A 14,046-nucleotide genomic window follows, 5' to 3' on the forward strand; every position below is an offset into this window, starting at 1 on the left:
AGCCCACCTCGCGTGGGCTTTTTTATTCAAGGGAGTAACACCATGGGTCAACTGATTGCAGGCACCTGCTACGTCAAAGTCGACGGCGCACAACTGACCATCAATGGCGGCTGCGAAGCCCCGCTGATGGCGGTCAAACGCGAAACCGTCGTACCCGGCTTCTACAAGGAAACCGACATCGCGCCGTCGTTCAAGGTGACCGCGCTGCACACCGCCGACTTCCCGCTGAAGAAGCTGATTGAAGGCACCGACATCACTGTCACCTGCGAATTCAGCAACGGCAAAGTCTACGTGCTGGCCGGTGCCTACCTGGTCGAAGAGCCAGTCTCCAAAGGCGATGACGCCACCATCGAACTGAAATTCGAAGGCATCAAGGGGACCTGGCAATGAGCGGCGCCGTGAAGCTTCAAGTTGCGATCGAAGCTCACGGCGAGCCTTTGACCGAACTCGTCCTGCGCCGTCCGACGGTGCAGGAGGTGCGAGCGATCAAGGCGCTGCCGTACAAGATCGACAAGAGCGAAGAAGTCAGCCTCGACATGGACGTGGCGGCCAAATACATCGCCGTGTGCGCCGGCATTCCGCCGTCGTCGGTCAACCAGCTGGATCTGGCTGACCTCAACGCGCTGAGCTGGGCCGTTGCGAGTTTTTTCATGAGTGCGGCGTCGGCGCCATCACCGACCTGATCGCTGTCGCCTATGACCTGGCCTGGTTCTGGAAGGTTGACCCTGAACAGATGATGGCCAGGCCACTGGATGTGCTCCGCGAATCGCTGGAGCACGCGCAACGGATCAATGCGATGCAGCAGGTGCAGTGATGGCGAATACAAATTTGAGCCTGATCCCGCAGAACTTTCCCGTTACGGTCAACATGCTCGTGGTGCTCAAGGGCGCCGAGAAGATGGAGACCGAGATGAAGGGGCTGCGCGGCAAGGTCGCAGCATTCAAGAAAAGCATGGAAGACAGCGGCCTTGAGCCGCTGGACGTCGCCGGCTTCATTGCCGAAGGTGGTCTGCTCAAGCCTTTTCAGGACGGCATCAAAAAGGCCATCGAAGCGCAGGATGCATTGGCGAAAAAAGCCAGGGCACTCAAGGGGCTGAAAGTGCCGAAGGTGGTGCAGGGGGAAACCTCGGCCAACCTGGAGAAATTCAACAAGGCGCTGGACAACATCTCGCTGAAAATCGGTCAGGCATTGTTGCCGGCGGTTAACGGCATCGTTACGGCGCTGACACCGGTGATGACGTCCATCGGCCAGTTCGTCGCCAGCAATCCGTATCTGGTTGAAGGGCTGGCAGCCGCTGCCGTGGCGTTTACAGTGGTTACGGTCGGGGCGATGGGGCTGGTCGCGGTGCTGGGAATTCTGACCTCGCCCATTGGCCTGATTGCTGCCGTGATTGCGGCAGCTGTTGCCGTAATCGTGATCGGCGCACGGTTGATCACCAATAACTGGGCATCAATTTCCGGATTCTTCAGCGGGATGTGGGACTCCGTGGCGGCGGCGTTCAAAGCCGGCGTGGCGAAGATCGGGCAGGCGATCGACTCGATGGGTGCCTGGATCAGCAGAAAGTGGGGAGAGATCCGCGCGGACTTTCATGCAGGTGTCGATAGCGTCGGCAAGTACTACGACGGCTTGGTGGCGGATGCACAAGCGGGGATCGCCAAGCTAAAGGCCAGGTTCGATTTCTCGCCGCGTGAGGTGTGGAACAAGGCACTGGCGAAAGCCAGCAGTGTTGTCAGCGATTTCTTCGCCAGTACGATGGCAGACGCGCAAGCCGGTATCGACAAGCTCAGGGCGAAGTTCGATTTCTCACCGCGTGAGGTGTGGAACAAAGCATTAGCGAAAGCCAGCGGTGTTGTCAGTGATTTCTTTGTCAGCACCATGGCGGATGCGCAAGCGGGTATCGACAAGCTCAGGGCGAAATTCGGTTTCTCGCCGAGTGAAGTGATGAGCAAGGCTTTGGCCACCGCGAGCAGTATCGTCAGTGATTTCTTCGCCGGAGCAGAGGCCAAAGCTTCTGCCGGAATTGATGCACTCAAGGCGAAGTTCAACTGGTCGCCAGTGCAGACGATTATTAGCGCCTGGGGTTCGCTGAACAATGTGTTTGGCAATCTTGTTGGTGGTGTTGCAGGCAATGCAGCGGCGCAGTGGGAGCAGGTCAAATCGGTCTTCACGCAATCGCCGGTGGCGATGATTGAATCGGCTTGGCAACCCGTGGCCGGCGTTTTTTCAGCGCTTTGGGATGTCCTGCGGGCATCGATGGCCGCGTTGCAGGACAACCTGCGCAACGTGTTCGACGTCTTGCCGGTGGAGTCGGCAACGGCGGCCTGGAGCGGCGTGACCGACTATTTCTCCGGTTTGTGGACCTCGTTGACCACCGATGCACAAGTGGTGAAGAGCCTCTTCGGCGATCTCTTCAGCCAGTCGCCGCTGGAGTCGATCCAGCAGAAATGGCAGCCGGTACTGACTTGGTTCAGCGACATGTGGACAAAGCTGCAAGGGATTTTCGGGCAGCTAAAAGAACTGCTCGGTGGCAACTTCTCGGGCGTCTTTGCAACCCTCACGGGCACCGGCACCGCGGCAACCGCCGGTGGCGCGGCACTCAACAGCACGTTGCCACAATCTTCCAGCGCCCTGATCCAGCAAAGCGCCGCCAACAACCGCACACAACTCGAAGGCGGCCTGACCGTGCGCTTCGAAAATGCGCCGGCAGGGCTGCGCACCGATCAACCGCAAACCAATCAACCGGGCCTGGCGCTGTCTTCGCGCATCGGCTATCGCTCGCTGTCGATGGGAGGTTCCAATGAACTGGCGTGACCGTTTGTTGCCGGCATCCTTTCGCGGTGTCGGGTTCTGGATCGATCAGGCGAAAACCCCGGTCGGTCGCAAGGGGCAGTTGCACGAATACCCGCAACGCGACCTGCCGTATTTCGAGGATCTCGGCCAGCAGGCCAAGACCCACGACCTGACGGCGTTCATCATCGGCGCCGATTGCCTGGAGCAGCGCGACAAGCTGCTCAAGGCGCTGGAGCAGGGCAGTGGCGAGCTGGTGCACCCGTGGCTGGGACGCCTGCAAGTCAAGGTCGGCGAATGCGACATGACCCACACCCGCCAGGACGGCGGGCTGGTGACGTTCAGTCTGAAGTTCTACCCCGACCGGCCATTGCCGTTTCCGACCGCCACTGTCAGTACGCAAAAAGTCCTGTTGGCCAAGGCTGATACGTTGCTGGGTTCGGCGGTGGCGCGATTCGAGCAGGCGATGACGCTGATCAAGGCTGCACGGATCGGCATTGCCAATCTGCGCAACAGCCTGACCGGGGTCTATGAGGTGATCAAAGAGCAGCTCAAACCGCTGATCGAGCAGTACAAGCAGATCACTGAACTGGTCAAAGCCGTGAAGGAGTTGCCCAAGGAAGTGGCAGCGGAGTTCAAGGGCTTGCTCGGCGATATCAAGGAGCTCAAGGAATTCGCGAAGGAGGGCTACCGTGGCGTGATTGCCGACGTGTCCCAACAACTCGAAGCCATCCGCAAGGCTGATGCACCGAAGATCACCACCGGCAAGGACACCAACGCCGCGGCGCAAGCCATGGCCGATCTGGTGCAGGACACGATGCTGGTCAAAGTGGCGCAGTGGGTGGCGTCGATGCCGGTGGCGACCCCGACGGTAAAACTGACGTCGACACCTTCGGTGGCGCATCAGGCGGATCAACCGGTGACCCGTCAGGAAGTACCGGTGACCGACGAAATGAAAGCGCTGCAGAAGGCAGTCGGGGTGGCCATTGATCCGATGCTGGACAAGGCCGATCCCAAGCATCACCAGGCAATCAACGATGTGAAGGAAGCGCTGATCGCGCATCTCAAGGCAGTGGCGTCATCCGGTGTGCGACAGGTCACCAAATCGTTCCAGGAAAGCCTGCCGGCGCTGGTGGTGGCGTACAAGCAATTTGCCGATGCCACACGGGTGACTCAGGTAACTCAAAGCAACGCAATGAACCATCCGGGCTTTTCCCCCAACGACGTTAAAGTGTCCAGGGAGTGAGCCATGAGCGAGATGGATAACCATGTCACGCTGACCGTCAACAACATGGAATACGGCGGCTGGAAAAGCGTGGAAATCACCGCTGATCTGGAGCGCCAGTTCCGCACCTTCAAACTCGACATCACCTGGCAGTGGCCAGGGCAGACGGTGGATCAACGGATCAAACCGGGTGACCCCTGCGAAGTGAAAATCGGCCAGGACCTGGTGCTCACCGGCTACGTGTTCAAGGCGCCGATCAGCTACGACGGTCGCCAGATCAGCCTGAGCATCGAGGGCAGTTCCAAGACTCAGGATCTGGTCGACTGCGCGGCCACCAACCGGCCCAATCAATGGCAGGAACAACCGTTGCTGAGCATCGTTCAGGCGTTGGCGATGGACTACTCGCTGATGGTGGTCAATCAGATTCCCGAGACCGCGCGGCTCGCCAAGCACACCATCGTGCCAGGCGAAACGGTGTTCCAGTCGATCGACCGCCTGCTCTCATTGTTTCGGGTGTTTTCCACCGATGACGAGCAGGGCCGACTGGTGCTGGCCAAACCCGGCAGCGGTGGTCGAGCCAGTGATGCGCTGGAGCTGGGCAAGAACATTCTCTCGGCCAGTGCGCCGATGGATCAGAGCCAGGTGTTTTCCGAATACCGGGTGATCGGCCAGCAGAAAGGTTCAGACAAGAAGAGCGGGGCGGCGGTCAGCGAGGTTGAATCCAGCGCGGCCGACCTGAGTTTCAAACGTCGACGTACCACCATCATCAACGAGGGCACCGCGCTGACGTTCGAACTGGCCCAGCAACGTGCCCAGTGGGAGAGCGCCACCCGCATGGGCCGGGCGCAGACCACCACTTATCAGGTGCAGGGCTGGCGCCAGTCCAATGGCGATTTGTGGCGCCACAACACGCTGGTCAAGGTCAAGGATCCGGTGCTGGGGTTCGATGGCGACATGCTGATCTCCAAGGTGACGTATTCGTTGTCGGCGCAAGGCTCGGTGACGACCCTGCAGGTCGCGCCGCCGCATACCTTCGATCCTGATCCAATCCCTCCGAAAAAAACCTGAGCCTGACACCGAACCCCTGTGGGAGCGGGCTTGCTCGCGAAAGCGTCGGTAGCTCCAACATCCTATTGACTGACCCACCGCTTTCGCGAGCAAGCCCGCTCCCACATTTTGTCCGTGTCGGGTCTGCTCCTTGAGGACACCCCATGAGCCTACTGACACGCCTGCTGGCGCGCGGCACTGTCGTGCTCGCCAATTCGGCATCCAAGCTGCAATCGCTGCAAATGCGCCTTACCGCCGGCGAAGTGAACGACGACATGGAGCACTTCGAACCCTACGGCTTCACCAGCCACCCGCTGGCCGGTGCCGAAGGTGTCGTCACCTTTCTCGGCGGCGACCGTTCCCACGCCATCGCACTGGTCATCGCCGACCGCCGGTATCGCCTGCAATCGCTGGCCTCGGGCGAGGTGGCGATCTACACCGACGAGGGCGACAGGATTCACTTCAAACGCGGGCGAATCATCGACATCGAGACCGCCACGCTGAACATCCGCGCCAGCAGCGCGGTGAACTTCGATACGCCAGTGATCAATCAGACCGGGAAAATCGTCTCTACCGGCGACCAGATTGCCGGTGGCATCAGCCAGATCAACCACGTGCACGTCGGCGTACAGGCCGGCAACGGCCAGACCGGCGTGCCGGCAGGAGGCAAGTGATGCTGATCAGCCCGAACCTCCACGCCGCGCTGACCCGCGCCGTACTCATCAGCCTGTTTACCTGGCGCCGCGCCGCCGATGACGACGCCCTCGACGACGAAGAACGCTTTGGCTGGTGGGGCGACAGCTTTCCCACCGTTGCCGACGACCGTATCGGCTCGCGGCTGTGGCTGTTGCGCCGGGTCAAGCTGACCCGACAAACGCAGATGGACGCCGAGTTCTATGCCCGCGAAGCCTTGCAATGGCTGATCGACGACGGCCACTGCAGCGCCATCGACATCATCAGCGAACGCCTCGACGCCCAGCGCCTGAACCTGCGCACGGTCCTGACCCTGGCCGACGGCGAACGTCTGGACATCAACCCCGATAACAGTTGGCAGGTGATCTATGCCGTTTGAAACCCCTTCGCTGCCGGTGCTGATCAAGCGCACCCAAAGCGACCTGGCCGGCGATTCGCTGCGCCAGTCCGATGCGCAAGTGCTGGCCCGTACCCTCGGTGGCGCAGCTTTTGGTCTGTACGGTTATCTCGACTGGATCGCCGAGCAGATCCTGCCCGACAAGGCCGACGAATCGACCCTGGAACGCATCGCCGCACTGCGTTTGAACCAACCGCGCAAACCCGCACAAGTCGCCACCGGCAGCGTCAGCTTTACCGCCAATGCCGGTGCGGTGCTGGACGTCGACACGTTGCTGCAAGCGAACGACGGTCGCACCTACAAAGTCACTACCGCGCGCACCACCGTCAATGGCAGCAACACCACTACCATCGCGGCGCTGGATGCTGGCAGCCTGGGCAGTGCCGACGCCGGGCTGGCGCTGACACCGGTGCAGCCGATTGCCGGTGTGGTCGGCAACAGTTTTGTTGTGCTGGCGCCGGGACTCAGCGGCGGTGTGGCGCGGGAAAGTCTGGAGTCGCTGCGCTCGCGGGTGATTCGTTCCTATCGCGTCATTCCCCACGGTGGCTCGGCCAGCGACTACGAGACCTGGGCACTGGAGGTGCCGGGTGTGACTCGCGCCTGGTGTCGTGGCGGTTTGCTCGGACCGGGCACGGTGACGGTGTTCATCATGCGTGACGAAGACCCGCAACCGGTGCCCAACGATGAGCAGTTGGCGGAGGTTCAGGAATACATCGAACCGTTGCGTCCGGTGACCGCGCAAGTGCAGGTGCAGCGGCCGATTCAGGTGCCGGTGCTGTATCGCTTCAAGAGCGTCAATCCGGACACCACCGCCGTGCGCGCCGCCGTCGAAGCGCAATTGCGCGATCTGCACAACCGCGAGGCCGATCTGGGTGTGCCGTTGCTGATCAGCCATATCCGCGAAGCCATCAGCAGCGCTGGCGGTGAGTACGATCACACGCTGACCGCGCCGGCCGCTGACGTGCCTGCCGGGCAAAGCGAACTGCTCACCTTCGGAGGCTGCGTATGGGGGGCATAAGAACCGCCGCGCAATATCAGGCGCAACTGCGCGCCTTGCTGCCCAGCGGCCCGGCGTGGGACCCGGAACGTGTACCGGAACTGGAAGAAGTGCTGCAAGGCGTGGCCGTCGAACTGGCCCGCCTCGATGCACGTGCCGCCGACCTGCTCAACGAAATGGACCCGGCCGGCGTCAGCGAACTGGTACCGGACTGGGAACGGGTGATGAACCTGCCCGACCCGTGCCTGGGCGCCACGCCGCTGTTCGACGACCGCCGCCTCGCCGTCCGCCGTCGCTTGCTCGCGGTTGGCAGCCAAGCCGTCGGTTACTACCTCGACATCGCCAAAAGCCAGGGCTACCCCAACGCCACCATCACCGAACTCGAAGCCCCGCGTATGGGCCGTTCGCGTTTCGGCGCGGCGCATTGGGGCACCTGGGAGGCGCAGTTCATGTGGACGCTCAACACCGGCGGGCGTTTGCTGCTCGGTCGGCGGTACGGCGCGAGCTATTGGGGCGAGCGCTTCGGCGTCAACCCGGGCTCGGCACTGGAATGCCTGATTCATCGCAGTGCGCCGGCGCATACCAAGGTGCACATCAATTATGACTAGGGAGGAATGAGCCATGGACTATCCGAACAGTGTGCCCAGCGCCGGCCTGGTGAACGGGAAGTTTGTCGATGAGAACCCGATGACCGGGACGCCGGGATCGTTGATTCCGGCGGACTGGGGTAACGGGGTAACTCAGGAAATTCTCAACGTGATCAAGGCGGGGGATCTGACCCCGGACGAGAAGAAATACGATCAGTTGTTGCAGGCGATTCAGAGCGTTTCGGCCAAGGGCTGGAATCTGGATTCGGCGTTGCCGATTGGCGCCTTGCCAACCGCTACCGTTGCTACGGCAGACGGGCGATTGCCCATCACGCCGACCGCGTTTGCTACCAGTGGCGGGCGGTTATCGATTCTGCCCGGTGTACTGATCAGTCTGGGCCAGGAAGTGCTGGCAGGTCAGTTGGGTCGTCCGCGCACGTTTACGACACAAGCCTGGAGCAGTGCCGATCTGTTGCCTAACTCTGGTTACTTTCTGCGTGCGCAAGTGATTGCCGGCGTGCTGACCTTCTACATGCAGCGCGGCACTATCTATGACGCTACTCCGGAAGGTTTGAAGGGTACGATCAATGGTGCGGCGGGAGGCGGTTTCCAATCGACGACGCTGGATCTTTGTCTGGCATGGGTGGTGACGGCTGGTCCCGGCTCGGTACCGATTGTCCGGCCGATTTATAACCGCAGTCGCTTGTCGTGGACACAGACAGTCAACGGCAATGGTGTGGTTTACCTTCCACTCGATCCACATGCGCGGGCGGCGCGGCTGGTGGTGGGCAATCCGACGCCGCATCCGACGGCTATCAGTTCTGTCGGGTTTGCACCCGCAGGGTGGCTCGGTGGCAATTACTGTTCCTTGAACCCGACGATTGGAACATCCAGTAACTGGGACGGCTGGGCAACTGCAAATGCACCTGTATTGATTTTCTCCAGCAACGTCGTGAGTGACACGACCGTCTCGACACTCACTGCCAGCTTTGACCATGCTGAATTGCGCTCGCTTTGGCAGAGCTACCAAACGGAACACACTTGGGGCGCCAGCAACGCCGCAAGCGATGAACTGCTGTTCAGCATGGGGCTCAAGAGTCACGGTTTGTCTGACTATGCATCAGGTATCGCTGTCAATTTCACCGCAGCGGTCAACATCAGTTTTTCCTGGGAGTTGATCCGATGATCATCATTCAAGAACTGCATCAGTTCGAGGACGGTCTGCGCCTGGCACAACCTTCTGTTGCTCATGATTGGGATGGCGAAAAGTGGCAGCTGAATCCCGCCAGAGCCGCCGAGCTGGAACAGCAGGAAGCCGAGCAGCTGTGCAGCAAAGTCGATGCCGCCGCTGACAATGCTCGTACCGCACTGGCCGGCGACCCGCTCAAAGCCATGGAATACGCCCAGGCCGCCGCCGACGCACAGGCTTATCAGGACGCCGGTTACCCGAAAAAGGAAGTGCCTCTGTCGGTCGCAGCGTGGGTTGCCAAAGGGCGCAGCGCCAAACAGGCCGCCGAGCAGATTCTGAGCAAGGCCGATCAACTGACCGACCATTTGCTGACCCTGCGGACGCTGCGCCTGAAAGCCAAAGCGCAGATTCGCGCGCAGGCTGCCAAGGGCAACATGGATCTGGCGCGCAGCGTTGCTGACGAAGCATTGATCGCCATTCGCGAACGGGTCAACGGTCCATCCAGCTAAATCAAAAACCTCAGTTCTGCGTCATCCAGGCCCACGTCAATGTGGGCTTTTTATTTTCTGAAAACAAACCGTGAACAGGCGCGCAGAGAACGTTGCGCTGATGCCGGTCATTTGTCATTTCAAAGGAACGAACAACCTATGGATTATCCGAAAAGCGTCCCCAGCGTAGGCCTGGTCGATGGCCGCTTCGTCGATGAAAACCCGGTGGCGGGTACGCCGGGGTCGTTGATTCCGGCGGTGTGGGGCAACAGTGTGACTCAGGAGATTCTGAGTGTGATCAGCGGTGGTGGGCTGGTGGCTTCCGAGGCGGATACCAGCCAATTGTTCAAGGCCATTCAATCGATTGTTGGCAAGGCCAGCCCGATGCGCTCGGTGATCACACGGCTGGCAGCTTCCAGGGCGCTGGCTGAGCAGGAACTCGGCCTCGTCTTGATCGATGGCAGCCCCGCATCAGTGACCGTGACGCTACCGCCGGCCGATGTCGCCCTTGGTGTACGGGATGTGATTGTTCATCGTGCCGACAACAGCGGCAATCGGCTCGTTGTTCAAGTATCCGGCACCGACAGGATTCGCTTTCACACCCACCTCTCGGCCAGCGGTTATCCGTTTCTGGTGTTGATGGGCGGTGGTGACTGGTGGCATCTGCGCAGTGATGGGGCGGGGAGTTGGTGGCCGATAGGGCGCTTTGACAATACCGCCCTCGGACGCCCGTTTTTCGAGACCACCACCACGCTTAACCCGGGGGGGTATGGCGTCCCCAACGGGGATCTGTTCAAACGGTCCGAATGGCCATGGCTATGGGATTTTGCTCAGGCGTCCGGAGCACTGACGACCGAAGCTGCCCGAGCGGGAAGGGAAGGTGGCTGGACCAGTGGCGATGGCGCTTCGAACTTTCGAATTCCTGAAATTCGTGGTGAGTTTTTGCGGGTGCTCAGTGAGACCAGGAACGTGGATGCGGGACGTCTGACGGGCAGTTTGCAAATGCATGCCTTGCAAAGCCACAACCACTATCTGCCGACGGGGACCGGGGCGAATTTCAAGCCTGCCCCAGCGATTCCGGATACCGCGTGGGACGTTAGCACCAACGTCAATTTCTTACCGACTTCAGCGACGGTGGCAACGACCTATCCCAACCCTGCATTCGACTCGGATACCTACATCGGCAATATCGGCAATTTTGCCGGCGAAACCCGACCGCGAAACATCGCGTATCCCGCGCGAATCAAACTGATCTGAGGTGCACATGTTCAATTATTTGATAGACGACAGCGGTGCGTTGAGCGGGCCTGTCGAGTTTCCGCTGGTGCCCGGGATCGGCCTGCAGCTGCCAAGCAATGCGGTAACGCTGAGTATCGAACTCTCCCCTGCGCCCGAGGGGTTTGCCTGGGCTTATGACAACGGCTCGTTGCAGCAGCAGGTCGATTGTCGCGGTGATGTTTATCGCATAGACACGGGTATCCGCGAGACCTGGACCGAACTGGGTGAATTGCCGGAAGGCTTCACCCGATTGCCTTATCCGGGTGGTTTTCACGTCTGGGTGGATAACGCCTGGCAGGTTGATGAGGTCGCGCAACTGGCAGATCGCAAACGTATCGTTTTCGCTAAGCGTGATGCCTTGCTTCGCAATGCAGTGCTACGAATCGCGCCCTTGCAATACGCCGAAGACATTGGCGATGCCAGCCATGATGAACAACTGCTGCTGATCGAGTGGAAGCTCTACAGCGTCGAGCTGAACCGCATCGAAAAGCAGGCCGGTTTCCCCGATGAAATTACCTGGCCAGTCGCACCGGCACAGCCGTAGCCAACTGATTTCAGCAAAGAGAGCAGTGCAATGGACTATCCAAAAACTATCCCCGGTGTGGGACTGGTCAACGGCGGCTTCGTCGATGAAAACCCGCTTGCCGGCACACCGGGATCGTTGATTCCTGCCGCTTGGGGCAACAGTGTCACGCAGGAAATTCTCAACGCGATCAAGGCAGCCGGGCTGACGCCTGATGAAGCCAAAACCGACCAATTGGCAACGGCCATCGGAGCCTTGGTCGACTTCACCAAACTGAAAAACACCCCGACGACCTTGAGTGGCTACGGCATCACCGATGCGGTGGGACGACTGCTGGCCGTCCGGCAGATCGAGGCAGTCGGGATCACGGTTTACAAGCCCAACCCAAGGGCCAAACGGATTCGTGTGCGGCTGGTCGGGGCGGGAGGATCGGGCGGCGGCTGTGCGCCGGTGGCGGCGGGTTATCACAGCATCGGCGGTGGCGGTGGTAGTGGCGCCTATGGCGAGAGTTTGTATGACGTGAGCGCGGAAATGATGGCCGGTGTACCGGTTTCACTGGGAGCGGGGGGCGCTTCACGTAACGCGATGGGACAGGCTGGTGGTGGCGCTTCTTTTGGCAGCTACATGAGCGCGGCGGGAGGCATGGGCGGGCAAATCCTGACCTTCCCCGTGACAGCGGCGGCAGTCAGCTTCGTCCAGGGTGGCGCCGGAGGGCAAGCCGTCACGGGGGGCAACCTCGCTAACGCGCGTGGAATTGGCGGTGGATATGCCATGTACAACGCCAATTGGGGCGTATTGGCCGGTGGTGGTGGGGCGAGTCCATTCGATGGCGGTGGCCCGTTGATGGGCCTCAGTGGCCCCGGTACTCCAGGGAACCGAGGCTCGGGTGGCAGTGGTTCTTGTTCGACCAGTGCGTCCGCCTCTGTTCTTAGCGGCGTTGGCGGCAATGCCTTCTGTGAAATCTGGGAGTACGAGTAGTGGCCCGTTATGCACGAGTGGAAAACGGTGTCGCGGTCGAACTGATCGATACCGGTGATTATGCGATTTCCCAACTGTTTGCCCCCGCTTTTGTGGAGACGATGGTGCTGGTGCCGGAGGGCAAGCCGATCGAAATCGGCGCGCCCATCGGCGAACTGCGCCAAGAGATTGCGCCGTTGCCGATAGTCGACAATCCGGTCATTTCCACCGAAGCCATCATCGAAGAACAGGAACCTTTGGCAGCAGCGCGCACTTGGCGTCAGTCCAGCCTGTCGGCCACAGAGTGGTGGGTGACGCGGCATCGCGACGAGCAGGCGCTGGGGCGTGGGACGACGCTCAAGGCCGCGCAGTATCTGGAGTTGCTGGAATACCGCCAGGCACTGCGCGACTGGCCTGATTCAAGCCAGTTTCCTTCGGTAGTTTCCCGACCTACGGCCCCCGAGTGGTTCGCCGCTGATGTTGGTTAACGCCATCAAGTTGCATGTGTTTTCAGATCAGGAGGTGAGTAATGGATTATCCAAAAAGTGTTCCCAGTGCGGGCCTGGTGGACGGCAAGTTTGTCGATGAGGATCCGGTAGCAGGTAAACCGGGATCGTTGATTCCGGCGAGTTGGGGGAACGGCGTCACGCAGGAGTTACTGAAGGTCATCCAGACTGCCGGTCTTACGCCTACAGAGTCCGCCAATGATCAGCTGCTGGGGGCTTTACGCAGTAACAAGTTATTTGTGACTGCGCCGCAATTCGACAGTGGCAAAGCGGTTGCAACGACTGAATTTGTGACCCGAACAGGTTTGCAGTTTTCCGGTTTCGCGTCCTATGGAGCGAGCACAGTTCTGAGTGCTGCCAATATCGGTGGAGTCGCCAGTTTTGCGAGTAACGCGCCGATCACGGCGACGTTGCCTTCTATCAACGGAATTGCCCACGCCAGTACCCTTCACGTGATCAACGCGGGCACCGGTATTTTGACGATCAGTCCGGCAGCCAATGAACAGATTGAAACCTGTAATGGCACATTCGGACCGCTGAAGCTGGATCTTGGTGATTCGGCATCTCTGATCAAGCTGAGCAATCAGTGGCGATTGTATGGGGGATCGGTCAGCGATAGGTACGCCACGGCGCATTCCGGTGTCGTAGGCAACGTCGGTTATCAACGATATCCCAGCGGCAACATCGACCAGTGGGGCGTTGGCACCACGGATGCCAAAGGCGAAGTCAATGTCAGCTTTCCTATCTCTTTTCCCAACGCGTTTTCATCGATCGTGGCCATCCACTCGGGGGGCGACGGCGCGATGGTCATCATGTACTCCACCTCTGCGACGAAACAGGGCTGCCGGCTGAAGGTCCGCAGCTACACCGGTGACGTCAGTGCGAACTGGGGTGTTTTTTACCTTGCAAAGGGCTACTGAATGAATCCGTTCAATGTTTTGTTCAGCGCCAGCACCCGGGGCGCTTATGTACCAGGTATCAACTCGACGGACATTCCCGACGACGTTATCGAAATTCCCCAGGGCTACTGGATATCTCTGCTACAGCAGATGGCGCTCACCCCGAAAGTGATTGGCGTGCGCGCTGACAACGGCTATCCGGTTCTGGTCGATCCACCTCCGCCTTCACCGGATGAAGCTGCTGACATCGAGCGTTCATGGCGTACCGCGCAACTCGCCGCCACCGACGGTCTGGTGGCCCGTGATCGCGATGAACTGGAAGACGGTGGCGGCACGACCCTGACCTCCGAGCAATATGCCGAATTGCAAACCTATCGCCGTGAATTGCGGGACTGGCCGCAGGGTTCTTTATTTCCGTTCAGTGAGCATCGGCCGGTAGCGCCGAAGTGGTTGGCTGCAGCGCTGTAAGTCAT

17 protein-coding genes are annotated in these 14,046 nt (G+C 60.1%); all 17 read left to right on the plus strand.

What is annotated here, in order from left to right:
• Nucleotides 1-42 precede the first annotated feature (42 nt).
• The 17 genes from ACM6IV_RS17975 (at nucleotide 43) to ACM6IV_RS18055 (ending at nucleotide 14,041) form a co-directional block, all read left to right on the plus strand.
• Entirely contained in the window at nucleotides 43-390 is a 348-nt protein-coding gene (locus tag ACM6IV_RS17975; protein WP_007908779.1) for a phage tail tube protein, read from the plus strand.
• Nucleotides 387-683 (plus strand): phage tail assembly protein, encoded by a 297-nt coding sequence (locus ACM6IV_RS17980; protein WP_007908778.1) that lies wholly within the window; start codon nucleotides 387-389, stop codon nucleotides 681-683. The genes ACM6IV_RS17975 and ACM6IV_RS17980 overlap by 4 nt, the downstream gene beginning before the upstream one ends.
• Nucleotides 684-813: 130 nt before the next feature.
• The gene (locus ACM6IV_RS17985) at nucleotides 814-2,811 is read left to right on the plus strand and encodes a hypothetical protein (protein ID WP_414871018.1); all 1,998 of its coding nucleotides are present in this window, start codon (nucleotides 814-816) and stop codon (nucleotides 2,809-2,811) included.
• Complete coding sequence (locus ACM6IV_RS17990) at nucleotides 2,798-4,033, plus strand: DNA circularization protein (protein WP_414871019.1); 1,236 nt, start codon at nucleotides 2,798-2,800, stop codon at nucleotides 4,031-4,033. Before ACM6IV_RS17985 ends, ACM6IV_RS17990 begins: the two co-directional genes overlap by 14 nt.
• A 3-nt stretch (nucleotides 4,034-4,036) precedes the next feature.
• Nucleotides 4,037-5,080 carry a phage baseplate assembly protein gene (locus ACM6IV_RS17995; RefSeq protein WP_414871020.1) on the plus strand — a complete coding sequence of 348 codons (1,044 nt, stop codon included), beginning with the start codon at nucleotides 4,037-4,039 and terminating at the stop codon, nucleotides 5,078-5,080.
• A gap of 143 nt (nucleotides 5,081-5,223) precedes the next feature.
• On the plus strand, nucleotides 5,224-5,733 hold the full coding sequence (locus tag ACM6IV_RS18000) for a phage baseplate assembly protein V (protein ID WP_414871021.1): 510 nt from the start codon (nucleotides 5,224-5,226) through the stop codon (nucleotides 5,731-5,733).
• Nucleotides 5,733-6,131 carry a phage GP46 family protein gene (locus ACM6IV_RS18005; RefSeq protein ID WP_123452134.1) on the plus strand — a complete coding sequence of 133 codons (399 nt, stop codon included), beginning with the start codon at nucleotides 5,733-5,735 and terminating at the stop codon, nucleotides 6,129-6,131. The genes ACM6IV_RS18000 and ACM6IV_RS18005 overlap by 1 nt, the downstream gene beginning before the upstream one ends.
• Entirely contained in the window at nucleotides 6,121-7,167 is a 1,047-nt protein-coding gene (locus tag ACM6IV_RS18010) for a baseplate J/gp47 family protein (protein WP_414871022.1), read from the plus strand. Before ACM6IV_RS18005 ends, ACM6IV_RS18010 begins: the two co-directional genes overlap by 11 nt.
• Complete coding sequence (locus tag ACM6IV_RS18015; protein WP_414871023.1) at nucleotides 7,155-7,754, plus strand: YmfQ family protein; 600 nt, start codon at nucleotides 7,155-7,157, stop codon at nucleotides 7,752-7,754. Before ACM6IV_RS18010 ends, ACM6IV_RS18015 begins: the two co-directional genes overlap by 13 nt.
• A 13-nt stretch (nucleotides 7,755-7,767) precedes the next feature.
• Nucleotides 7,768-8,919, plus strand: a complete 1,152-nt coding sequence (locus tag ACM6IV_RS18020) for a phage tail protein (RefSeq protein WP_414871024.1) — start codon at nucleotides 7,768-7,770, stop codon at nucleotides 8,917-8,919.
• Entirely contained in the window at nucleotides 8,916-9,431 is a 516-nt protein-coding gene (locus ACM6IV_RS18025) for a phage tail protein (RefSeq protein ID WP_414871025.1), read from the plus strand. The genes ACM6IV_RS18020 and ACM6IV_RS18025 overlap by 4 nt, the downstream gene beginning before the upstream one ends.
• 138 nt (nucleotides 9,432-9,569) lie before the next feature.
• Complete coding sequence (locus ACM6IV_RS18030; RefSeq protein WP_414871026.1) at nucleotides 9,570-10,667, plus strand: phage tail protein; 1,098 nt, start codon at nucleotides 9,570-9,572, stop codon at nucleotides 10,665-10,667.
• Between the two features lie 7 nt (nucleotides 10,668-10,674).
• Nucleotides 10,675-11,232, plus strand: coding sequence for a tail fiber assembly protein (locus ACM6IV_RS18035; protein WP_414871027.1), 558 nt, complete (start codon nucleotides 10,675-10,677; stop codon nucleotides 11,230-11,232).
• Nucleotides 11,233-11,262: 30 nt separating this feature from the next.
• Nucleotides 11,263-12,189, plus strand: coding sequence for a hypothetical protein (locus tag ACM6IV_RS18040; protein WP_414871028.1), 927 nt, complete (start codon nucleotides 11,263-11,265; stop codon nucleotides 12,187-12,189).
• Nucleotides 12,189-12,656, plus strand: a complete 468-nt coding sequence (locus tag ACM6IV_RS18045) for a phage tail assembly chaperone (RefSeq protein ID WP_414871029.1) — start codon at nucleotides 12,189-12,191, stop codon at nucleotides 12,654-12,656. Before ACM6IV_RS18040 ends, ACM6IV_RS18045 begins: the two co-directional genes overlap by 1 nt.
• Before the next feature lie 41 nt (nucleotides 12,657-12,697).
• Entirely contained in the window at nucleotides 12,698-13,594 is an 897-nt protein-coding gene (locus ACM6IV_RS18050; protein ID WP_414871030.1) for a gp53-like domain-containing protein, read from the plus strand.
• Entirely contained in the window at nucleotides 13,595-14,041 is a 447-nt protein-coding gene (locus ACM6IV_RS18055; protein WP_414871031.1) for a hypothetical protein, read from the plus strand. It abuts the gene before it with no gap.
• Nucleotides 14,042-14,046 lie beyond the last annotated feature (5 nt).

This window comes from Pseudomonas sp. IT-347P (genome assembly GCF_949768005.1).
Classification (GTDB): domain Bacteria; phylum Pseudomonadota; class Gammaproteobacteria; order Pseudomonadales; family Pseudomonadaceae; genus Aquipseudomonas.